Genomic DNA, 22,004 nt, shown 5'->3' with positions numbered 1-22,004 from the left:
TTTTAATTCCGGAATTTCCTAGTTGACTTATAGGTTTTATTGCCTTATATTCTATATAACAGATTGGAATTAGGGGGAATCAACATGAATACACTGCTTGTCGGAATTAACGTTGCAGTCATGCTCATTTTAGTTGGCGTATTATATTATATGCAACGTAAGCATGTATCTTTTAATAAACGTGTATTTACTGCTTTAGGAGTCGGAATTATATTCGGTCTTATATTACAATTTATTTATGAACCAACTTCTAAAATAATTATTGAATCAAATACTTGGTTTGGCTTAATCGGTAACGGTTATGTGAAATTACTTCAAATGATCGTTATGCCACTTATTTTAGTATCTATTATTTCAGCCTTTACAAAATTACAGTTAACGAAAAACCTTGGTAAAATCAGTGGTCTTATTATCGGAATTTTAATTCTTACTACAGGAATCGCTGCAGCTGTCGGTATCGCTGCAAGTGCAGGATTTGATGTATCTGCAGCAGGCTTGCAACAAGGTGATGCAGAATCTGCTCGTCTGAAACTAGTTGAAGAAAGATTTACTTCTATTGAAAAGACAACAATTCCAGATAAATTATTAGAGCTATTGCCTACAAATCCGTTTCTTGATTTAACAGGCGCTCGTCCAACATCAACAATTTCTGTCGTAATATTTGCAGCCTTTATCGGCATTGCCTTTATAGGTGTAAAACGAAAATATCCAGAACAAGCAGAACTATTTAAGAAAATGCTTGATGCTGTATATGCAATCGTAATGCGTATGGTAACATTAATTTTACGCCTTACTCCATACGGCGTATTAGCTCTTATGGCAAAAACAGTTGCTGGTAGCGATATAAATGCTATTTTAAAGCTTGGTAACTTCGTGTTAGCCTCTTATGTAGCACTTATCGTAATGTTTATCATTCACTTATTATTAATTGCATTGTCTGGTTTAAATCCAATTCAATATTTGAAAAAAGTATTCCCTGTACTAACTTTTGCATTCACATCTCGCTCTAGTGCTGGTGCGATGCCATTAAATATTGAAGCTCAAAAAGAAAAGCTTGGTATTTCCGAAGGAATTGCAAACTTCGCAGCTTCATTTGGGGTATCTATCGGACAAAACGGTTGCGCAGGTATTTATCCAGCAATGCTTGCAATGATGGTCGCTCCAACTGTAGGAATTGATCCATTACAACCACAATTTATTTTAACTTTAATCGCTGTTGTTGCTATTAGCTCATTCGGTGTTGCCGGAGTTGGTGGCGGTGCAACATTCGCAGCTTTAATCGTACTATCTACAATGAACTTACCAATCGGTATTGTTGCTCTAGTTATCTCGGTTGAGCCATTAATCGATATGGGTCGTACAGCTCTTAACGTAAGTGGTTCTATGACAGCAGGTCTTATTTCAAGTAAATGGCTTGGTGAATTAGATCAAGATACGTACAATCAAGATGATACAAAAACTGGTGAAATTGCTTCATAATGAAAAAAAGACGCTAACAATTGTATGTTAGCGTCTTTTTTATTCCGTTCCCTCTTTATAGATTTTATCTTGAGAATTCTTACTCCAAGTATTCTTCTAGTTGCTCTTTTAACTCCTCCTCAATCTCATAACAAGATTCATCAACAAGTTCCCCTACTTTCTTACTCCCAAAAATGTTTGATTGAATTGACATTCCTAAAAAGATTTTTTCGCATTTCCAAATTGGAATATAGTGAAATTCAATCATCTCTTTTTCTTCATCTAATATAGCTATGGCAACTGATGAATAATAACCCACCTCAAAGGGATTCTCTTTTTCTCTTGCAAATCCCATATCTAATTCCATGTGTTTTTCTATGTATAAATCGCATACTCTTTATGCAGTTTAAGTGATATTCGCTCTATTTCCTTCTCCATACATTGAATGTTCTCTTTTAACTCCAACGTAAACTCCTGTTCTTTATATTTCATTTTCGCCTCCTGAAACATAGAAAAAGAGAATATGATAACATATCCTCTTTCCTCAAATATATTTCATTATCTCACAGCCCGTCCTTTTCACAAATAACCATTTTGTTCGCACCATTTATGAAATTGTCCTACGTCTACTCCAACTAACACGATATCCTTTAGCTCTACATCAATGATTTGTTCTCCAATTACAATAGCAAACTGCGATGCTAATTTTGTCTCGTTTTTCTTTACAATTCCAATTCGGTTCCGATGCGGTCCATCTTTTATATATGCTTTTTGTCCTACAATATCAAAGTTCAAAATTCTCACCTCTTTTACTGCGCTCAAATTGGAAATACGATCTCCACCTCGGAAAATTTCCTTTCATTGCACTATTTCTCTATATATATGACGAAACAATAAAAGAGTCCTTCCTTCTTTACAATTATTTTTTCTTTGTTTCATTTTTGTGATTGAAACGTAAAGTTTATAATAAAATACACTTGGAAGCGCTTTCTATGTAATTTTTTATGTTATAATATATAAGTAGAACTTCGTAAAGAGGGTTAAAAAATGAATACAAAAATGATTAAAAAAGTAATTGAAGCATTAAAAGTATATGGCTTTCAGGATGTATCATTCTGTGACAAAACGAAGCAATTTTTATTTCATAACGAAACCGATATTATGAGCGGCTATGCAGAAATAACATATAGTAGTCAATTTGAAAAATTCAACGTACAAATTCATCCAATTGAAACGCATCACCAAGCAGAGTTACAAGAGATTGAAAGACATATACAAGCTTGTATAAGAAAAGTGGAATATTTAAACGCACTTCTTACCGGGCAGACAAAACTAGATGATAAAATTATTATTATGTAAAAAAAGAACGTGATCCAATCACGTTCTTTTTTCATTATACGTTCATCTTTTCCTTTAGTTGTAATCCTGTAACAGATTCTAATACATCCATCGATTCTCCAAATGTCATATCAAAAATTGTCTTGTCCTCTATGTATGGAAACTGTCTGAAACGCTTTTCTAACAACTTCACAGCATCTGATGTAAAGATTGCACTATCAATGCCAAATTCTGTTTCAAGAAGAACGATCCAATCTAGCACATGAAAACCTAATCCATTGACGAATGAAATAAGTTTTTCTTCTGGATTTGAAGATAAGAATACTTGGCGTTCCATCTCACTAAAAAGTTCTTCTCCTAAGATTTCAGCTAACTCATCATCATGTTCACGTTCAACAAGTTCTTCGTAGCCGTAATCATCCACAAGCTCTTCTACTTCTTCACTATCCTGACAAAGCAATTGACTAAGAAGTGCCTCTTTCTTAAATTCACTATTTTGTACGACTTCTAAAAAGCTCGTTTCCCATCCATTTTCTAATTTCATATTATGTACTCCTTTATATACGTTTCTTATCATCACTGTACCCAAAAGATCACTTTTATAACCTTTTAGGTAGTTACTATTATTTCACATGATTCATAACAAAAGATGCAAACTCAGCTACATCTCCTTCAAAAATATTTATTTCTGGCAAGTGATAGAACGTTGTTTGGAGCGGGTTTCCTGCATGATATACATATATCGTTTTCTCTAGTGCAATCGCCATTCCAAACTCTGTATGGCTCCCGTTTCCACCATCTAATATAAGTAAAAATACATCCGCTTCTTTTACAGCATTTCGTTCTGCCTGACCAATTTCTCTTAATTGTTCTTCATTCGCTGCTCTTTCGTTTTTGGTCCAATCATATGTATGGTGCCATCCTGCATGTTTCAGTTCATTTGCTACGGAATGTACAAGATGTTTATTTTGGAAACCTGAGGCGATATAAAAATTCATTTATATACACTCCTTCATTATGTATGGGGAAACTCCTTTTTAGCGTTATTTGTTATAGCTATAATAAAGAACAACTTCAAAAAAAATCCCCATCTTTAAAACTTATTTGCGTTTAAATGATGGGATGCTTCATGGTCTTCTTTTATTTTTTGTTTTTTATAACTTTCATCAGCTAACATTTCTAGTTCAGCTGTTATCTCTGACTTTTCAAGCTCTCTTTCTTGCGAAAATTTCCTTGAAATATAAACAATAACACTACCAACGTACAACACAAAGCATATAATAAGTGCAGTATTTTCATAGAGACTTAGCTCCAACACAGTCACTCCTAATCCATTCGTATTTTCACGCCTCATTAATTGGAATTTCCCTATTAACCCATTTGTTATCCCGCTATTTGAGGGCAGTAAGACTCCCTCCTCAAAATTCAGTAACAGTAAAGAAGTTAGATGTGGGATGAACCCAACTGATTAAAGTTTCACTTTATTGTAACATAAAAATATCAATTCTTGGAATCTTTCACCCTACTAAAAGAGGCATGATTGTTTCATCATGCCTCTGAAATATTTTGAATGATTGTTTTAATTGCTTCTTTTCCATTATATTTTTTTAGTGCTGTTTTATACTTCTCATTATTTTGATTCAATTCTTCGACATACTTTATAAGAGATTTTACAGTTACATCTTCTTCATATAACACGGAGGCATACCCTTGCCTTTCAAAGGACTCTGCATTTAATATTTGATCTCCACGGCTTGCAAATTTCGATAATGGAATTAAAACCATCGGCTTTTGTAATGTTAAAAATTCAAAAATTGCGTTGGAGCCCGCGCGTGAAATAACAAAATCTGTTACCGCTAATATGTCTGGCAGTTCTCCATGTACATATTCAAATTGTCTATATCCTTCTTTATTTTGTAAACTTTCGTCAAGGTTACCTTTTCCGCAAAGGTGAACAATTTGATATTTTTTAAGAAGTTCTGGTAATGCTTCTCGAGCTGTATCATTAATTTTTTTCGCGCCCAAGCTGCCTCCCATAATCGTAATAACTGGCTTTTTACGTGAAAAACCTAAAAACGCTAAACCTTTTTCACGATTTCCCTTCAGCACTTCTTCACGTACAGGAGATCCCGTATATATTACTTTTTCTTTCGGTAAATGTTTCGCTGCTTCTTCAAATGTAACAAATATTTTCGAAGCAAAACGAAGCGCAATTTTATTTGCTAGTCCTGGTGTCATATCAGATTCATGTAATAAAACTGGTACTCTATTTAGCCATCCTCCAATTACGACTGGTACAGATACGAAACCGCCTTTTGAAAAAATCACATCTGGTTTTAGTCTTCGAATCCTTACATACGCATCCATAACACCCTTCATTACAAGAAAAGGATCTTTTATATTTTTCAAATCAAAATAACGACGTAGCTTTCCACTCGAAATACTATAGTAGGGAATGCCTTCCTTTTCTATAATCGTTTTCTCAATACCTTGATGAGAACCAATATAAGAGATATCCCAGTTGTCTTCCTGTAAATATGGGATAATGGCTAAATTAGGTGTTACATGTCCTGCCGAACCGCCACCTGTAAAGACTATTTTCTTCATACGTCTCCCCCTTCTAGACTATAATACACTAAAATATCTTGCCTCAGGGTGAGAAAATACCATAGCCGTTACGGACGCTTCTGGCTCCATCATGAATCCTTCTGTTAATGAAATACCTATTTCCTCTGGATGAATTAAGCGAAATAGCTTTTCTTGATCTGCAAGTTCTGGACACGCCGGATAACCAAATGACACTCGTATTCCTCTATATTTCGTACGGAAACGTTCTTCCATCGTCAGTTCAGGTGAGTCCGGAATGCCCCAGCGGTCACGAATGAGCATATGTGTTTTTTCAGCAAGTCCTTCCGCTAATTCAAGCGCTAACGATTGAATGGCATGACTACGTAGGTAATCACCTTTCGCCTTCCACTCTTCAGCAATGTCCCGAACTCCTTCCCCAACCGTAACAGATAAGAAAGCAACATAGTCCATCTCATCTCCTATTGGGCGCAAATAATCACCTAAAGTACGATAGGGAGCCTTTCCTTGTCTAGGGAATGTGAAACGCTCTATAACACGCGTATGATCTTCTGGATCATATATTACAATGTTTTGTCCGTCGCTTTGCGCTGGGAAAAATTGATACACTGCTTTCGGCTTTAACCAAGATTGTCCTTCCTGCAATAATTCATCTATTAAATCATTTAATTCATGTGCTCTCTTATCTCCCTCTTTCAAAAGCTTCTTCACATTTCCTTTTAATCCAAGGTGATGCCCAAGTAGCATTTGTCTATTTAAAAATGGAGCGAGATGAAGGGCCGGAATATCGCGTAATACAATTCGTTTTGTTGAATCAGGCACGATAACTTCAGCCTTCGGTAATGGCTCAATTACTGCTGGAATTTCTACTTTCTTCTCCTCTTTTTTTACGATATGAAGATGACGTTCTTTTTTATCCTGTTTCATCTTCTCACGCTCTTCTTCTTTTTGAAGCTTATTAATAATATCGAGCCCCGTCATCGCATCACTCGCATAACAAACGAGTCCTTTATATGATGGTGAAATCCGATTATCTGTAAACTTTCTCGTTAACGCTGCACCACCTACAACAATGGGCACATCAATATTTGCCGCTTTTAAATCTTCAGCAGTCGTTACCATTTGTTGCGCTGATTTTACTAATAAACCGGAAAGGCCTATAATATCCGGTTTCTTTTCTTGTACTTCTTGAACAATTCGATCCGAACGTACATTAATTCCTAAATTAATAATCTCATATCCGTTATTTGCTAAAATAATTTCAACGAGATTTTTCCCAATATCATGCACGTCACCTTTTACAGTTGCTAATAATACTTTCCCTTTTTTCGCACTATCACTAGATTCCATATGTGGCTCTAAATAGCTTACAGCAGCTTTCATACTTTCGGCACTTTGCAATACTTCAGCAACAATAAGTTCATTATTATTAAATAGTCGTCCTACCTCATCCATCCCTGTCATAAGCGGACCGTTAATAATATCAAGAGGTTTTCTTCCTTCTTCAAGTGCAAGACTTAAATCCTCTTGTAATCCTTGTTTCGTACCTTCTACAATATAATTTGCTAGTCTTTCATCAAGCGTTAACGTTTCTTGCACAACGACATCTTTCTTTTTAGCAACTCGGTAAAAGTTTGTAAATTCTTCTAACGTCTCTTTCGTCGTTTCAAACAGTAGTGCATCTGCAAGGCGTTTTTCTTCCTCTGGAATCGACGCATAGCGTTCTAATTTTTCCGTATTCACAATCGCGTAATCTAACCCTGCTTTCGTAGCATGATATAAAAAGACTGAATTTAATACCTCACGTCCAGCCGGTGGTAAACCAAATGATATGTTACTTACCCCTAAAATCGTTAAACACTCTGGTAACGCTTCTTTAATAAGGCGAATTCCTTCTATAGTTGCTGCTGCTGAACCAATATATTCTTCATCACCTGTCCCTACCGGAAACACAAGTGCATCAAAAATAATATCTGACGGGCGTATCCCATACTTCTTTGTAAGTAATTCATAGCTTCTTTTCGCAATTTCTATCTTTCGCTCCGCACTAACCGCCATACCGTCTTCATCAATTGTTCCTACAACTATAGCAGCACCATACTTCTGAAGAAGCGGTGTCACTTTTTTAAATCGTTCTTCTCCATCTTCTAAATTAATTGAATTAATAACAGCTTTTCCTTGAATATAAGTAAGAGCTCGCTCCATCACATTTTCATCTGTTGAATCAATCATAATCGGTACTTTTAAAACTTTCGTAACTTCTGCTAAGAAGTTTTCCATATCTTCTATTTCATCGCGATCAGGATCTGCCATACAAATATCAATAATATGAGCATTTTTCTTCACTTGCGCTCTTGCCACTTCAGCAGCCTCTTCAAATTTCCCTTCTGCTACTAATCGTTTAAATTTACGTGACCCAATAACATTCGTTCTTTCACCTACAAATAACGGTCTCATAGACTCATCATATTGCAGTGCTTCTAATCCACTAATTCCATGTCCTTCTCTCTCATGATGGTCACGAGGCTTAAGAGATGCTAGCGCGGATTTCATTGCTTTTATATGTTCTGGTGTCGTGCCACAACAACCACCAATAATATTAACCCACCCTTCTTCAGCAAATCGCTTCACCTTTTCAGCAAGAGAAGATGGAGATTCATGGTAATGTCCATCTTCATCAGGAAGACCTGCATTTGGATAACAAGAAATGTAACACTCCGATAAATCAGATAGTGAACGAATATGGTCCCTCATAAACTCCGGACCAGTCGCACAGTTTAACCCAACAGATAATGGTTTCATATGTTCTACTGATAAATAAAAAGCTTCAATTGTTTGCCCAGCCAGAGTCGTTCCCATTGGCTCAATCGTACCTGAAATCATAATAGGAACCGTTTTTTTCAGTTCTTCAAAAGCAGCTTGAATTCCAATATAAGCTGCTTTCACGTTACGCATATCTTGACTCGTCTCAACGAGTAATACATCAACTTCTCCTTTTAATAATCCTCGTGCCTGCCTTGTATAAGCCTCAATCAATTCTTCAAAAGTCACACCACCAGTAACACTAATTGCTTTCGTTGTTGGTCCCATCGCTCCCGCAACATATACTTCATTCCCGCTTTCTTTAACAGCTTGCTTCGCCAAAAGTGCTGCCTTTTCATTTAGTTCTTCATCTAAATGAGACAGCTCATAATCACTTAGTACAATATTCGTTGCCCCAAATGTATTTGTTTCAATAATATCCGCTCCAGCTTCAATATAAGCTTTATGAATCTTTAAAATAACGTCTGGTCTTGTTTCCACTAAATATTCATTACAGCCCTCGTACTCTTCTCCTCCGAAATCTTCAGCAGTTAAATCCTCTTGCTGAATCATTGTCCCCATTGCACCATCTAATATTAAAATGCTATTTTTCAATTTTTCTTCTATACACTTCATCAATTAATACCTTCTTTCACTTCTTGCTTTTCTCTTACATATTTAACAAGATGTTCTGTAATTTCATACTTTAAAAATGGTGTAATAAGATAAATACCATTAAAATATTTCATCGCTGCGTCGACCAATTCTTGTGAAATGCGAATCCCTTCCTCAATTGCTGCCTCTTTCGTTTCATGTCCATCCATTCTCTCTCTTATTTCTTCAGGAAGAGTAATACCCGGCACCTCAAAATGAAGAAAATCTGCATTCCGCTTACTTACTAACGGCATAATTCCAATAAAAATAGGTTGTTCCAAATGCTTTGTCGCTTCATACACTTCTTCAATTAACTTGATATCGTAAATTGGCTGAGTTAAAAAATACTCCGCTCCAGCATCTATTTTTCGTTCCATTCGCTTAACCGCTGCTTTTAAGTGCCTCACGTGAGGATTAAATGCGCCGCCTACAGAAAACCTTGTCGCCGGTCCAATTGATTTCCCTAAAATTGAACGTCCATCGTTCATTTCTTTAATCATTTTAATAAGCTCAATAGAGGATAAATCATATACAGAAGTGGCACCGGGAAAATCACCAACGCGCGCTGGATCACCAGTTAAAGCTAACACTTCTTCCATCCCTAACGCCGATAAACCTAACAAATGAGATTGTAGTCCAATGACGTTATGATCTCTACACGTTAAATGCGTCAATACTGGGATATCATGCTTCGTTAATAACGCACCCATCGCCATATTAGAGACACGAGGCGATGCTAATGAATTATCTGCTAGAGTAATAGCATCTGCTCCCGCTCTTTTTAACGCTCTTGCTCCTTCAAAAAAACGCTGTGTATCTAACGTTTTCGGTGGATCTAATTCCACTACAACTGTCGTTTGTTTTTTTGCTTTCTCTGCTAGAGTGACGTGAGCCTTCGAACGTTTCTCATGCGTATGAACGACTTTTGGCCTTTGAATCGTTTCTTTTTCGATTACAGGGGTAATATTCGCAACAGCGCGCTTCATACTTTGAATATGTTCTGGAGTCGTACCACAACAGCCACCCAATAACCGAATACCTTGCTCAATAAATTTCGGTGTCATTGCTTCAAAATAAGCTGGACTTCCCTCATATACGTAACGTCCCTCTACATAATTCGGGAGACCTGCATTTGGGTATGCTGATAAATAGCCATTTTGCGGAATCGATATCATTTTGAAAGCTTCCGTCATATGAAGCGGCCCCAGTTGACAATTCAATCCAACAACATTTGCACCGTAATCTATAAACTGCTTTAATATTTCATTGACATCATTTCCATTTTGAGTCGTACCTGCTTCATGTAACGCTAATTGCGCAACAATCGGAATATTCGTTTGCTTACGCAACACTTTAACAGCATGAAGTAATTCAAATTCATCATAAAAAGTTTCTAATAGTAATCCATCAACCTGTTCTTCTAGTAAAGCCCCCGCCTGTTCAAGTAACATAAACTCCCTTTCCATATCAGTCGTTGTAACAGCTCCGATATGTTTCATACCACCAATTGTTCCTAAAATTGCATTTTTATCTGTCACAGATGCTTTCGCCAATTTCACTGCCGCTCTATTAATTTTTGTAACTTGATTTTCTAAACCATACATACGTAATTTCGCCTCATTTGCTCCATACGTATTCGTTTGAATTACATCTGCTCCAGCAGCTACATATTGTTTATGAATGGATATAATTAGATCTGGATCAGATACGTTCAATTCTTCAAAGCTACTTTGCAAACCATGTGAATGCAATAACGTTCCAACCGCACCATCACCTATTACAATTCCTTTTGATAATAAATCTAGTAATTTCACGAATCTCCCTCATTTCTATCAATATAAAAACCCCCTCTTCACTTTGAAGAGGGGGACATAATTGTTCCTCCTCTTATTATGCAAAACATTCGTTTTGCAGGTATTAGCACCGTTTCAAACATTTCGTTTGAAGGTTGCCGGGTTTCACAGGGCCTTTCCCTCCACCGCTCTCAATAAGAGTTGTCTTTATTATTTTATTTATGTAGCTAAAAGGAAATGCGTTCCCCTTTTAACAATGTTTGTTAATTTTTTAATAAATTTAGCATGCACAAAATTAAAAGTCAATGACACTTGCGGAAAAATAAAAATTATTTAAAATAAAGTTGCAATTCAATTATCTTTTATTGTAAAGTTAAAAACATAATAAAAATTTCATACGAACATTCTTATCTAGAGAGGTAGAGGGACTGGCCCTGTGACGCCTCAGCAACCATTAACATTTTGTTAATAAGGTGCTAATTCCAGCAAATTGTGAAAGATTTGACAGATGAGAAGAAGACTCTATTCAAACCGAAAGCCTTCTTCTTAGAAGGCTTTTTTTATTTTATATTCACTTAATGTTTCAATTTAAAAAGGAGGAATTTTCACATGTCAACAATCGAAACAAAACTAGCACAAATCGGAAATCGTAGTGAAACTACAACTGGAACGGTTAATCCACCAGTTTATTTCTCAACCGCTTATCGCCACGAAGGAATTGGTAAATCTACTGGCTTTGACTATTCACGAACTGGCAATCCAACTCGCGGTCTTTTAGAACAGGCGATCGCAGACTTAGAATATGGCGAACAAGGTTATGCCTGTAGTTCAGGGATGGCGGCTGTTCTCCTCGTCCTTTCTCTATTCCGCTCTGGAGACGAACTTATTGTATCTGAAGATTTATACGGGGGAACGTATCGATTATTTTCTGAGCATGAAAAAAAGTGGAATGTTCGATGTAGATACGTAAATACACAGTCTATTAAACAAATTGAGCAAGCTATCACAACTGAAACGAAGGCTATTTTCATAGAAACTCCAACTAATCCATTAATGCAAGTTACTGATATTGCTGCTGTCGCAACTGTAGCGAAAAGGCACGGACTACTTCTTATTGTAGACAACACATTCTACACACCTTATATACAGCAACCATTAACAGAAGGTGCTGACATTGTACTTCATAGCGCAACGAAATATTTAGGGGGACATAACGATGTACTAAGCGGGCTTGTCGTTGCAAAAGGAAAGGAACTTTGCGAGGAAATCGCTCATTATCATAATGCATCAGGTGCAGTTTTAAGCCCATTTGACTCATGGTTATTAATTCGCGGTATGAAAACGTTAGCGCTTCGCATGAGACAACATGAAGAAAATGCGAAAGCAGTTGTTGCGTATTTAAATGATGAAGACGGGGTGACAGATGTATTTTATCCAGGAAGAGGCGGCATGATTTCATTCCGCCTTAAAGATGAAGCTTGGATTAATCCATTCTTACAATCTTTATCCTTAATTACATTTGCCGAAAGTCTTGGTGGTGTAGAAAGTTTAATGACTTATCCAGCAACGCAAACACATGCTGATATTCCTGAAGAAATTAGAACAGCAAACGGCGTATGCAATCGTCTTCTTCGATTCTCAGTTGGCATTGAAAATAGTAACGATTTAATTCAAGACTTAAAGCAAGCCATTAAACTCGTAAAAGAAGGTGTAAGAATATGAGCTATTCTATAGATACACTCTTACTACACAACCAATATAAACATGACTCGCAAACAGGAGCTGTGAACGTTCCTATTTATAACACATCAACTTTTCACCAGTTTGATGTAGATACGTTCGGAAAATATGACTATAGCCGGTCAGGAAATCCAACTCGTGAAGCTCTTGAAGATATCATTGCTTTATTAGAAGGCGGAACAAAAGGATTCGCCTTTGCATCAGGCATTGCAGCGATTTCCACTGCATTCCTCCTTCTTTCACAAGGTGATCACGTACTCATTTCAGAAGATGTGTACGGAGGCACTTACCGAGTGATAACTGAGGTACTCTCCCGTTACGGTGTTTCACATACATTTGTTGATATGACCAATTTAGAAGAAATAAAACAAAACATGAAACCAAATACAAGGCTCTTTTATGTAGAAACACCTTCTAACCCACTTTTAAAAGTGACAGATATTCGCGAGGTTTCTAAACTCGCAAAATCTATTGGCGCTCTTACTTTTGTTGATAATACATTTTTGACACCACTATTCCAAAAACCACTTGAACTTGGAGCTGATGTCGTTCTTCATAGTGCTACAAAATTTATTGCTGGTCATAGTGATGTTACTGCCGGATTAGCAGTAGTAAAAGATGCAGAACTCGCTCAAAAGCTTGGATTTTTACAAAATGCATTCGGTGCTATTTTAGGACCTCAAGATTGTTCTCTCGTACTTCGCGGTCTAAAAACATTGCACGTACGCCTCGAGCATTCAGTTAAAAATGCCAATAAAATCGCACATTATTTACAAGAGCACGCTAAAGTACAAAATGTCTATTATCCGGGATTACAAACACATCTCGGATTTGATATTCAACAATCTCAAGCAACATCAGCTGGAGCGGTCTTATCGTTTACTTTGCAGTCAGAAGATGCACTCCGCCAATTTTTATCAAAAGTAAAATTACCTGTTTTTGCAGTTAGTTTAGGAGCTGTAGAGTCAATTCTTTCTTATCCAGCAAAAATGTCACATGCAGCACTGTCGCAAGAAGCTCGTGATGAAAGAGGAATCTCTAATTCATTACTTCGGTTATCAGTCGGTCTTGAAAATGTTAACGATTTAATATCCGATTTTGAAAATGCCCTTTCTTATGTAGAAGAACCTGTAAATGCATAGAGAAAAAGAAGATATGAGATTAGGTTTTCATATCTTCTTTTTCTGCGTTTTAGTTATATTCATTTGAATTTCTTCTTTTCTTATAGTCCATAAAAAAATAAAAGTATATCATCTATTTCTAAATAATGGATTAATTGATATATTAAGAAATAAAAAGGGGTGAAAATAATGGATATTTGTTCAGATATTTTAATCGTTATCGATTTACAAAATGGCGTATGTTATAGCGAGGAGCATTTATTTGATTTACAGAACTTACTAACAAAAGTAAATAAAAGAATTTATTCATACAGAAAATTAAATAAACCAATCCTTTTTGTTCAACATTGTGATGATGATTTAGTACCCGAGAAAGAACTTTGGGCTATTCATACCGATTTAGATGTTCAAGAACAAGATTTTTTTGTAAGAAAAACACATGCAAATTCATTTTATAAAACAAACTTAAAAGAAATTTTAGATCAATTATCTGTAAATTGCATTGAATTTTGTGGCGCCCAAACAGAGTACTGTATGGATGCTACGATTAAGTTTGCCCACGGACTAGGATACGAAAACTTTATGGTACAGAAAACAACCTCTACGTTGAATAATCCTTTTATGTCCGCAAAAGAGACAATTGATTTTTATGAGAACATATGGAATCACAGGTTTTTAACGTTGCTAAAAGATGAATTTTAGAATAAATGACTAATGACTTGATCATCCTAAGATTTATCAGCTGTAAGCAAATATTTCATTATCACCATAAAGAAGCGAATTACATTCAGCTTCTTTTCTTTTAACCTGTTTTATATTCTATATATATCATTATAATTCCTTTGTCATATTATTTTAAAAATTTCGTATATTCATTTGAAAGAATAAGAAAATCATGATAAAATTGTGTTACAAATATATCTATATCTTTCAATTTTTAAAACGCATCGAAATTTTCACCCAAAAATGTCATTTTACAAAAACATGCTAATTTACCTATTTTATTTACATCAGGGTCTCTTTTCTTACAATTTCTTTACTTTAGGACTTTTTTTCTGCAACAACTATTTTCTTTTCTTTAAATTTTTGGTATGTATAGTATGGTATAATAGCTCACACGGAGGTGGAAAAGAACATGTTAGAAACCTTTCAAAAAGAATTAGAACTATATGAAAGTAATGCAGAATTATTAAAAGTGCTAGCTCATCCTGTTCGTTTATGTATCGTAAAAGGATTAATCGAGCGCGGTCCAAGCAACGTTTCTACAATGTATACTGGCTTAAACATGCCACAATCTACAATTTCACAGCATTTAGCAAAATTAAAAAGCGCTAAAATCGTTTCTAGTGAAAGAAAAGGATTGGAAATTTATTACAAAGTAGAGAATGAAACAATCATTCAACTCGTTCGCGTATTATTAGGTTAGGGACTAATAATCGAAGAAAAAGAACGTATTCTATATTTTTCATCTCATATCTTTAATATAAATATATATCATGAGAGGAAATATATAATACTACATAAGTCGTATTAAAAAACAAGACACAGTATATACTGTGTCTTGTTTTTTATATTGTTACATACCGATCCAAATGTAAATGTTGCATATCTTTTGTATGTATAACAACATCAAATGCACTCCCTACTCCTCCATTCAAAATCATAGAACGAACGGCTCGATTTTGTTTTTGCGTTTCAGAAAAAGGATTCATATCTTGATGGCTCGTAAGCTGTTCTAATATCCCTGCAGCTAACAAGAACTCAGATTGTTTCTTATGCCATACTGCACTCATTCCTTGCATACTAAACATCTCCTTTAGCTCGTCCCAATGAATATGAGTAGTAAGATCCATTTCACCTGGATGCGCTAGTGGGTTACGTATTAGCTTATGCTGATAATACCCTCGCAAACTTCCTTCACGGTGTGCTGGATGCATCCATTCTTCTTTTGTGTATCCGTAATCAACTGTAATACATATACCTTTTTGAAACCATTTCGCAATTTCTTTTATATACTCCTCCATCACAATTGGTACTTCAAAACGTTGCCCTTCAGCAATATGAATATTATATTTTAATAAATAGCGACCAATTCTTTTATCTAACGGCCTACATACTTCTGAAAGGTTTCCTTCCTCTGTATATGTAATACGTACTTCATACAACATACCATTTCTTTTCTCAATTATTTCAACAGGAAATGCATCAAACAACTCATTCGAAAAAAGAATTCCCTCGAAAGAATCTCCCATTTCACTATAGGAGGTATAGTACGATACATTAGAAAATGAGCCAAGGTGCTCCTGCTGTAATTTTCTATGAAAGGGGCTCACTTCAATCATTGAATAGTTTAAATCAATAAAGGTTTTTGGAGATACTTGCTTCCATTCTTGTAAAACATCATAGGCAAACTTCCCTGTTCCTCCGCCAATTTCACAAATATTCGGAGCAACTTCACCATTTTCAACAAGACGAATAAAAAGTTTAGCAAAAGTTTTTGCAAACACAGAGGATACGTTGCTACTTGTAAAAAAATCCCCTTGTCTTCCAATCTTTTCACGTTCTTTCATATAATATCCATGACCTTCTGTATACAATACAAGGTTCATATACGTACTATATGAAATTGAATAATCCTTTTCTTTCCCCATCCATTCTCTTAAAATGAGCTCCATTCCCATAATGACTCCTTATTGTAAAAACGGATTATTTTCTTTTTCAAAGCCAATGCTTGTTTCTGGACCATGTCCACATAAAACCGCTGTTTCATCTGGTAATACAAATAATTTCTCTTCAATACTTCCAATTAATTCAGCGAAACTTCCACCAGGTAAATCTGTTCTTCCAATGCTCATTTGGAACAATACATCTCCTGAGAATACAGCATTCGCCTCTTTACTATAATAAGAAATACTTCCTGGAGAATGTCCTGGTGTCTCAAAAATTTCAAAATTAAATGATCCAATTGTTAATGTACCTTCTGCATCAATAATATGATCCGCTGGTTTTGCTGTAATACTGCGGTTCATCATAAAAATTTGAGAGCCGTTTACAGTTGCATCTCCTAACCAATCTGCTTCTTCTTTATGTACGTACACAGGAATATGAAAAGCGTCTCTTACCGCATCAACAGCACCGATATGATCAAAGTGAGCATGTGTTAATAAAACAGCCAATGGTTTTAATTGTTCTTCTTGTACATATGTAACGAGCTTTTCACCTTCATGACCAGGGTCAAAGATAATGCACTCTTTTTGATCGTTCATTAAAATATAAGCATTTGTTTGTAATGGGCCTAACGGCATTTGTATCCATTTCATATGAAAATCTCCTCCAGTTATTAAACTTACTTTTAATGATACAACATTTCTTTCTCTGAGGAAAAGAAAGGATGCTATCTCGACAATCATTTTTAAAACATGTACAATATAAAAGAGTAAATATTCCAAAAACTCATAATAAGAAATGGGTAGACAGAGGAGGATATTGTATGGGCCTTGTTATTATTTTTACACTTGTCACTCTGTTAGCTGTATTTGCTACGCTTAGAACACTTCGTGAAAAAAACTTTTTCGCGAGCGGCTTTGCAATTGCAACTGTACTCGTTTTCGGATGGTTTACAATCATGACTGTTCTATATAACGGGTATCCACCAGCAGCTTAATTCGTTTACACTTTATTCTTCATCGAGATTTCACACAAAAAGAGGAAGGGCTCCCCCTTCCTCTTTTCATATTTCACAACTTATATCATCTTCGCTTCGTATTTGTGCTTTTTTACAAGCCAAGCTCCTCCGATAACACCTGCATCATTACCAAGTGTTGCAATAGCTAACTTCGTGCTCTTTACAGCACGTGAGAAAGCATATTGCTCGAAATAGCGTTGAATTGGTTCTAATAGCGCATCTCCAGCTTTAGACACGCCTCCACCAATAACAATTTTCTCTGGGTTCAATGTACTAGAAAGGTTCGCTACAGCTAATCCTAAATAAGAGGCTACTTTTTCTACTACTTCACCTGCTAATTCATCACCTTGTCCAAGTGCTTCAAAGACATCTTTTGATGTAATACGTCCTTCTTCAGCTAACATAGAACGCAACATGCTCTCTTTATTAGTCTCTTGTATTTTTTGCATAGCAACACGTACAATACCTGTCGCAGATGCTACTGTTTCTAAGCAACCAGACTTTCCGCAATTACATGGGAAAGCATTTTCTGTAACGACTGTAATATGTCCAATCTCACCAGCAGCACCACTCACGCCGTGTACAATCTCACCATTGGCGATTACACCACCACCAACGCCCGTACCAAGTGTCATACAGATTAAATCTTTTGCACCTTCACCAGCACCTTTCCACATTTCACCAAGCGCTGCTAAGTTTGCATCATTATCAATAACAACAGGTAATCCTGTTTCTACTTCTAATAAATCTTTTAGCGGATAGTTTTTCCATCCTAAATTAACCGCTTCATAAATCATTCCAGACGCCACATGTACAGGACCAGGAGCTCCCATACCAATACCAATTAACTTGCTCTTCAATTCGCCTAATTCTTCTAGCTTTTTATCAATTGCTTTCGCAACATCAAGTGTAATATGTTTTCCTTGCTCACCTGTATTCGTAGGGATTTCCCACTTATGTAAAATTTCACCGTATACATTAATAAATGCTAATTTAATCGTTGTACCACCAAGGTCAACACCAACTAACCATTTCTCTTCCATGTTGCTTACCTACCTTTATCTAATTCTTATTTAGCTCTTTTTGAATTTCTTGCTTCAATAAAAATAAAGCTGTTTGATAGTCTTGTGGATCGATTAGCTGTGATTGATTTAATTCACGCAATTCATCTTGCATTAATTGTAAATCAGCAATTCGATCTCCCGTATAAATAATCGTACCAAATTTCTTTAGCAATTGCTGAATATCATAAATAGATACCATTTCATCACCCTCTATGCTCACTTACTATAAAAAATTATAATAAGAAAACGTTCACATATTTTATTATAATCAAGAAGAAAAAGTCTCGTCAATTTTTATTTGTCTATACAAGCTTATTTGTAAGCATTGTTCCTTTTTCTGTAATAATTTTTTCTATATTTTTATCAAATGGCTCTACCGGAATGTGTTTTACCATTTGAAAATCATACGCTAATGATAGCGTTTTCCCTTTATAATGCACGAGATAACGATCATAATAGCCACCGCCGTACCCAATTCGCTCTCCTCGTTCTGTATAAGCTACGCCTGGGACAATTTGAAGATCAATTTCATCCATATTCACTTCTTCCGTAAGCCCGGGAATCGGTTCACGTAAATTCATATACACCGTTTCTAATTGATCAAAATTATTAATTTGCCGGAAAGACATCGTTCTTGTTCCTTTATTACACTTAGGAACTACAACTTTCTTTCCTTCTTCCCAAGCTTTTTCGATAATAGGATATGTATTCACTTCATTTTCCATTGAAAGAGTAATTCCAATTGTTTTAGCTTCAACCCACTCTTTTTCCGCATACAACGAAAATGCAATCTGTTCTGATAAAGTTGTATACTGTTCTTCTGATAAAGAATTCATGTGTTCTATTATTTGTTTACGCAAACGTACTTTCTCTGCTTTCACACACTCTCCCCCTTACAGTGACACTTTACTCTATGCTGATAGTGTATCACTTTTAACATAGGAATCGAATAAAAAAAAGAAACAGTAGGAAAATATTCCTACTGCTTACTTTGTTTCACGGTGTAACGTAGACTTCTTGTCACGCTTGCAATACTTTTTAAGCTCGATACGCTCAGCGTTGTTACGTTTATTTTTCTTTGAGATATAGTTACGATCTCCGCATTCTGTACATGCTAGAGTAATATTCACACGCATTCTTATTTCCCTCCAGTACTAATAACTTAAATCAGACTATACTATAATACCACTTTTAAAATAAAAATTCTACACCTTTTGATATTGTCTAATTTTTTCTATAAGATTTTTCATGTTTTCCCTTGCTATTACTGGGTTTCTAGCATGTGAATACACCAAAAATTTTGGTTGTTTTGTGTCAGAAACGATATAAGACCACTCTTTTTCAGTATATTTGAACTGTACTCCTTCAAATATACCTTCTCCCTTCCTTTCTATATCATCCAATAATTTCCTCATAATTTCCCCTTTTTCATTCCATGAACATACCACTTCATCATAAAGTAAATAGAGCGGAGGTGATTGCTCCACTATGCTGAGAAACGTTTTTCCTTGCAATGCTATTAGCTCAAATAATTTTCCAATCCGATATAAAATATCTCGCTTCCACCTTACTTGAAACGCCTTTCTTTCATCCTGCGTATAAAATAGAAGATAACATTCCCCTAACTTCAAAGACATTGGGTAAATATTTCCTGTCGATTCGAGTAAGAAATCTGGAATATCTACCTCTTCCAAATCTGTACCTTGGTAAATATTACTATGTTTATCGTATAACTCGAAATGATTTCCTTGCTCAGAAAATATAAGAGCCATATTCGCTTTACTTGATTTCATCAAAGCTTTCACATGATCTTTTTGTTCGCTTGCATAAATCCATGTAACTGTACAACCAAGTCTTTGCAGAAAGAGCATAAGTAAATGTTGCAACGTATCATTTCTCTTATTAATAAGAAGATGAAACTTCTGCATCTGTATTTTCTCGATATCAATATGCTCCAATATAACTTCTATATACTCATTCATAGAAACATGAACCAGCTTATTACGCCCCATTTCTTTCTCCATCACGTAATAAAACAATTCGGACATATATACTTGTTCTATCTCTTTTTGCTGCTTATACGTTAACGGCATGCCAGCTTGACCGTATAACTTTATAACAATCTCATTCTCATTCTCCACTTGAATGAAAACACCACCTGCACATTGCAAATGATGAACACTATATTGAAAAAGTGACTCGTTCATTTCTTTACATTCCATCGTATGAATCCCTATACCATGAATAGCATGTAAAAATAAATTTTTATAAGAGGTTGTTTCTATATTTTCTTGACTTCCAATTAATATACTTTCTCCTTTTTTAAAAAGAGAACCATACGCCATCGCAATCTTCACGATAAACTGGGGAGTAATTTCAACATTCCCTCTTCCTACAATGCGGCTTTTTTGTAACCACCCTGCACTCATTTCACTCTCTTGAATACCAGCCGCTCCTACTATCGAATGACTATCAATCGCCTTATAAGGCCATACTTTTCCTTTTTGCTTAATTACCGTACTTCTCCCGATATGACAGTGATCCGCTACAACGCTTTTTTGAAACAGTGTAACATCATCTTCAACTATTGTACGCTCTCCTATTGTCGTTTCTAATAGTTCACAATACTTCCCAATGTGGGCATTCGCAAAAACAATACTTTTTTGAAGATGAGAATAACTTGAAACGATACTATTTTTCCCAATAATAGAATATGGCTCAATTACAGCTCCTGTACCAATCTTTACTCCTTCTCCAATAAAAGAGGGGCCATGAATTTTCGTCCCTTTACCAATCGTCACCCCTTCTCCCATCCATACCATCGGTAATACTTCCGTATAAGGAATAGGTACTTGTAACTTTTTCGTTAACAAATCAAATTGTGCTTGTCGATATTGATTAAATGTGCCGATATCTAACCAATAACCTTCTGACAAATATGCGAATAATACATTTTTGTTTGCCAATAACGGAAACACATCATGACTGAAATCACAAAATTGTCTAGGCGGTATGTAAGAAAAGATTTCTGGCTCCATAATATATATGCCTGTATTCACAACATTAGATACTACCTCATTCCAGCCCGGCTTTTCTATATATCGTGTAACCTCCTGGTCTTTATTTATTACAACCAATCCAAATGAGAGCGGATTTTCTACTTCTTTCACAAACATTGTTACCATTCTTTTCTTTTGTTCATGAAACCTAATTCCTTCTGATAATTGAAAGTCAGTTAATGCATCCCCGCTTATCACAACAAATGTTTCATCTAAAAATTGTTCTGCTTGTTTAATACTCCCTGCTGTGCCAAGCGGAGGAGAGTCTTCAAAATAATACAAGTTAACTCCCCATTTACTACCGTCACCAAAATATTGCTTAATGGTCGTACTCATATATTGAACAGTAATTGCAATTTCACGAATACCATGCTGGCGTAATAACTCAATATTATATTCTAAAACTGGTTTTTCTAATAATGGTAACATCGGCTTTGGAGTATTACATGTTAATGGTCTAAGGCGTCTTCCTTTTCCTCCAGCTAAAATAACCCCCTTCATATACTTCAGCCTCCACTTATATAATGTTCAGTAACTTCATATACCATATGTATATTCCCTATCCCACATGAACTAGCAGCATAAACTTGATTAGTTAAACAAATCCTCATTTAGAAGACCATATAATTAAATTTCTCACCTATAAAAACGTACATTTCAAACAACAAGAAAGCGCTTACTATTAATTGTTAAATAATACTTAT

21 protein-coding genes, 1 pseudogene and 2 riboswitches are annotated in these 22,004 nt (G+C 35.6%); of the genes and pseudogenes, 7 read left to right on the top strand and 15 right to left on the bottom strand.

What is annotated here, in order from left to right; genetic code table 11:
• Positions 1-84: 84 nt before the first annotated feature.
• On the top strand, positions 85-1,479 hold the full coding sequence (locus AU379_RS03135; protein ID WP_001094331.1) for a cation:dicarboxylase symporter family transporter: 1,395 nt from the start codon (positions 85-87) through the stop codon (positions 1,477-1,479).
• 79 nt (positions 1,480-1,558) lie between these two features.
• Here the strand turns inward: AU379_RS03135 and AU379_RS03130 are convergent.
• Positions 1,559-1,950, bottom strand: a pseudogene (locus AU379_RS03130) (hypothetical protein).
• 87 nt (positions 1,951-2,037) lie between these two features.
• Positions 2,038-2,253, bottom strand: coding sequence for a DUF3912 family protein (locus tag AU379_RS03125; protein ID WP_001008326.1), 216 nt, complete (start codon positions 2,251-2,253; stop codon positions 2,038-2,040).
• 252 nt (positions 2,254-2,505) lie between these two features.
• On the opposite strand from AU379_RS03125, the gene AU379_RS03120 reads away from it, so the two are divergent.
• Positions 2,506-2,817 (top strand): hypothetical protein, encoded by a 312-nt coding sequence (locus AU379_RS03120; protein WP_001093237.1) that lies wholly within the window; start codon positions 2,506-2,508, stop codon positions 2,815-2,817.
• A 34-nt stretch (positions 2,818-2,851) separates the two neighbouring features.
• Here the strand turns inward: AU379_RS03120 and AU379_RS03115 are convergent, their stop codons facing one another.
• The 6 genes from AU379_RS03115 to AU379_RS03090 all read right to left on the bottom strand — a co-directional run bounded on the left by AU379_RS03115 (position 2,852) and on the right by AU379_RS03090 (position 10,652).
• Positions 2,852-3,340, bottom strand: coding sequence for a hypothetical protein (locus tag AU379_RS03115; RefSeq protein ID WP_061138953.1), 489 nt, complete (start codon positions 3,338-3,340; stop codon positions 2,852-2,854).
• 79 nt (positions 3,341-3,419) lie between these two features.
• On the bottom strand, positions 3,420-3,794 hold the full coding sequence (locus AU379_RS03110; RefSeq protein ID WP_001012333.1) for a nucleoside 2-deoxyribosyltransferase: 375 nt from the start codon (positions 3,792-3,794) through the stop codon (positions 3,420-3,422).
• A 95-nt stretch (positions 3,795-3,889) separates the two neighbouring features.
• Positions 3,890-4,150, bottom strand: a complete 261-nt coding sequence (locus AU379_RS03105; RefSeq protein WP_001250699.1) for a DUF3966 domain-containing protein — start codon at positions 4,148-4,150, stop codon at positions 3,890-3,892.
• Positions 4,151-4,344: 194 nt separating this feature from the next.
• Positions 4,345-5,403, bottom strand: coding sequence for an undecaprenyldiphospho-muramoylpentapeptide beta-N-acetylglucosaminyltransferase (gene murG, locus AU379_RS03100; RefSeq protein WP_000724782.1), 1,059 nt, complete (start codon positions 5,401-5,403; stop codon positions 4,345-4,347).
• 18 nt (positions 5,404-5,421) lie between these two features.
• Entirely contained in the window at positions 5,422-8,820 is a 3,399-nt protein-coding gene (gene metH, locus AU379_RS03095) for a methionine synthase (RefSeq protein WP_061138952.1), read from the bottom strand.
• The gene (locus AU379_RS03090) at positions 8,820-10,652 is read right to left on the bottom strand and encodes a bifunctional homocysteine S-methyltransferase/methylenetetrahydrofolate reductase (RefSeq protein ID WP_000770360.1); all 1,833 of its coding nucleotides are present in this window, start codon (positions 10,650-10,652) and stop codon (positions 8,820-8,822) included. The genes metH and AU379_RS03090 overlap by 1 nt, the downstream gene beginning before the upstream one ends.
• A gap of 70 nt (positions 10,653-10,722) precedes the next feature.
• Positions 10,723-10,832, bottom strand: a riboswitch (SAM riboswitch).
• A gap of 203 nt (positions 10,833-11,035) precedes the next feature.
• Positions 11,036-11,146, top strand: a riboswitch (SAM riboswitch).
• Positions 11,147-11,240: 94 nt separating this feature from the next.
• Between AU379_RS03090 and metI the strand changes: the two genes are divergently transcribed.
• From metI to AU379_RS03070, 4 genes are all read left to right on the top strand, one after another.
• Entirely contained in the window at positions 11,241-12,353 is a 1,113-nt protein-coding gene (metI, locus tag AU379_RS03085) for a cystathionine gamma-synthase/O-acetylhomoserine thiolyase (RefSeq protein WP_000103889.1), read from the top strand.
• The gene (gene metC / locus AU379_RS03080; protein ID WP_061138951.1) at positions 12,350-13,513 is read left to right on the top strand and encodes a cystathionine beta-lyase; all 1,164 of its coding nucleotides are present in this window, start codon (positions 12,350-12,352) and stop codon (positions 13,511-13,513) included. The genes metI and metC overlap by 4 nt, the downstream gene beginning before the upstream one ends.
• Positions 13,514-13,681: 168 nt before the next feature.
• Positions 13,682-14,194 (top strand): cysteine hydrolase family protein, encoded by a 513-nt coding sequence (locus AU379_RS03075; protein WP_000350341.1) that lies wholly within the window; start codon positions 13,682-13,684, stop codon positions 14,192-14,194.
• A 433-nt stretch (positions 14,195-14,627) separates the two neighbouring features.
• Positions 14,628-14,918, top strand: a complete 291-nt coding sequence (locus tag AU379_RS03070) for a metalloregulator ArsR/SmtB family transcription factor (protein ID WP_000894377.1) — start codon at positions 14,628-14,630, stop codon at positions 14,916-14,918.
• A gap of 142 nt (positions 14,919-15,060) precedes the next feature.
• Here AU379_RS03070 and AU379_RS03065 read toward each other — a convergent pair whose 3' ends face one another.
• Positions 15,061-16,173, bottom strand: a complete 1,113-nt coding sequence (locus AU379_RS03065; protein ID WP_000525144.1) for an SAM-dependent methyltransferase — start codon at positions 16,171-16,173, stop codon at positions 15,061-15,063.
• 9 nt (positions 16,174-16,182) lie between these two features.
• On the bottom strand, positions 16,183-16,812 hold the full coding sequence (locus tag AU379_RS03060) for an MBL fold metallo-hydrolase (protein WP_000871237.1): 630 nt from the start codon (positions 16,810-16,812) through the stop codon (positions 16,183-16,185).
• A 170-nt stretch (positions 16,813-16,982) separates the two neighbouring features.
• Here AU379_RS03060 and AU379_RS28325 point away from each other — a divergent pair, with 170 nt between their 5' ends.
• Positions 16,983-17,156, top strand: a complete 174-nt coding sequence (locus tag AU379_RS28325; protein WP_000524852.1) for a DUF2759 domain-containing protein — start codon at positions 16,983-16,985, stop codon at positions 17,154-17,156.
• Between the two features lie 80 nt (positions 17,157-17,236).
• Here AU379_RS28325 and glcK read toward each other — a convergent pair whose 3' ends face one another.
• From glcK to AU379_RS03035, 5 genes are all read right to left on the bottom strand, one after another.
• The gene (glcK, locus tag AU379_RS03055) at positions 17,237-18,220 is read right to left on the bottom strand and encodes a glucokinase (protein WP_000391701.1); all 984 of its coding nucleotides are present in this window, start codon (positions 18,218-18,220) and stop codon (positions 17,237-17,239) included.
• Positions 18,221-18,239: 19 nt separating this feature from the next.
• The gene (locus AU379_RS03050) at positions 18,240-18,440 is read right to left on the bottom strand and encodes a YqgQ family protein (protein WP_000253699.1); all 201 of its coding nucleotides are present in this window, start codon (positions 18,438-18,440) and stop codon (positions 18,240-18,242) included.
• 103 nt (positions 18,441-18,543) lie between these two features.
• Positions 18,544-19,122, bottom strand: coding sequence for a 5-formyltetrahydrofolate cyclo-ligase (locus tag AU379_RS03045; protein ID WP_000642746.1), 579 nt, complete (start codon positions 19,120-19,122; stop codon positions 18,544-18,546).
• Between the two features lie 105 nt (positions 19,123-19,227).
• Positions 19,228-19,377, bottom strand: a complete 150-nt coding sequence (gene rpmG, locus AU379_RS03040; RefSeq protein ID WP_001265616.1) for a 50S ribosomal protein L33 — start codon at positions 19,375-19,377, stop codon at positions 19,228-19,230.
• Between the two features lie 69 nt (positions 19,378-19,446).
• Positions 19,447-21,801 carry a sugar phosphate nucleotidyltransferase gene (locus AU379_RS03035; protein WP_000679333.1) on the bottom strand — a complete coding sequence of 785 codons (2,355 nt, stop codon included), beginning with the start codon at positions 21,799-21,801 and terminating at the stop codon, positions 19,447-19,449.
• Positions 21,802-22,004: the final 203 nt, after the last annotated feature.

Source organism: Bacillus sp. JH7 (genome assembly GCF_001563515.1).
Classification (GTDB): Bacteria; Bacillota; Bacilli; order Bacillales; family Bacillaceae_G; genus Bacillus_A; species Bacillus_A cereus.
Note: the sequence above shows the minus strand (reverse complement) of the source record. Positions and strands in the feature narration are given on the sequence as shown.

What these genes read in the sequence shown, in the direction of transcription:
- AU379_RS03135 (WP_001094331.1), top strand. Translation starts at nt 85, where the DNA reads ATGAATACACTGCTTGTCGGAATTAACGTTGCAGTCATGCTCATTTTA.
- AU379_RS03120 (WP_001093237.1), top strand. Translation starts at nt 2,506, where the DNA reads ATGAATACAAAAATGATTAAAAAAGTAATTGAAGCATTAAAAGTATAT.
- AU379_RS03115 (WP_061138953.1), bottom strand. Translation starts at nt 3,340, where the DNA reads ATGAAATTAGAAAATGGATGGGAAACGAGCTTTTTAGAAGTCGTACAA.
- AU379_RS03110 (WP_001012333.1), bottom strand. Translation starts at nt 3,794, where the DNA reads ATGAATTTTTATATCGCCTCAGGTTTCCAAAATAAACATCTTGTACAT.
- AU379_RS03105 (WP_001250699.1), bottom strand. Translation starts at nt 4,150, where the DNA reads ATGAGGCGTGAAAATACGAATGGATTAGGAGTGACTGTGTTGGAGCTA.
- murG (WP_000724782.1), bottom strand. Translation starts at nt 5,403, where the DNA reads ATGAAGAAAATAGTCTTTACAGGTGGCGGTTCGGCAGGACATGTAACA.
- metH (WP_061138952.1), bottom strand. Translation starts at nt 8,820, where the DNA reads ATGAAGTGTATAGAAGAAAAATTGAAAAATAGCATTTTAATATTAGAT.
- metI (WP_000103889.1), top strand. Translation starts at nt 11,241, where the DNA reads ATGTCAACAATCGAAACAAAACTAGCACAAATCGGAAATCGTAGTGAA.
- metC (WP_061138951.1), top strand. Translation starts at nt 12,350, where the DNA reads ATGAGCTATTCTATAGATACACTCTTACTACACAACCAATATAAACAT.
- AU379_RS03075 (WP_000350341.1), top strand. Translation starts at nt 13,682, where the DNA reads ATGGATATTTGTTCAGATATTTTAATCGTTATCGATTTACAAAATGGC.
- AU379_RS03070 (WP_000894377.1), top strand. Translation starts at nt 14,628, where the DNA reads ATGTTAGAAACCTTTCAAAAAGAATTAGAACTATATGAAAGTAATGCA.
- AU379_RS03065 (WP_000525144.1), bottom strand. Translation starts at nt 16,173, where the DNA reads ATGGGAATGGAGCTCATTTTAAGAGAATGGATGGGGAAAGAAAAGGAT.
- AU379_RS03060 (WP_000871237.1), bottom strand. Translation starts at nt 16,812, where the DNA reads ATGAAATGGATACAAATGCCGTTAGGCCCATTACAAACAAATGCTTAT.
- AU379_RS28325 (WP_000524852.1), top strand. Translation starts at nt 16,983, where the DNA reads ATGGGCCTTGTTATTATTTTTACACTTGTCACTCTGTTAGCTGTATTT.
- glcK (WP_000391701.1), bottom strand. Translation starts at nt 18,220, where the DNA reads ATGGAAGAGAAATGGTTAGTTGGTGTTGACCTTGGTGGTACAACGATT.
- AU379_RS03050 (WP_000253699.1), bottom strand. Translation starts at nt 18,440, where the DNA reads ATGGTATCTATTTATGATATTCAGCAATTGCTAAAGAAATTTGGTACG.
- rpmG (WP_001265616.1), bottom strand. Translation starts at nt 19,377, where the DNA reads ATGCGTGTGAATATTACTCTAGCATGTACAGAATGCGGAGATCGTAAC.
- AU379_RS03035 (WP_000679333.1), bottom strand. Translation starts at nt 21,801, where the DNA reads ATGAAGGGGGTTATTTTAGCTGGAGGAAAAGGAAGACGCCTTAGACCA.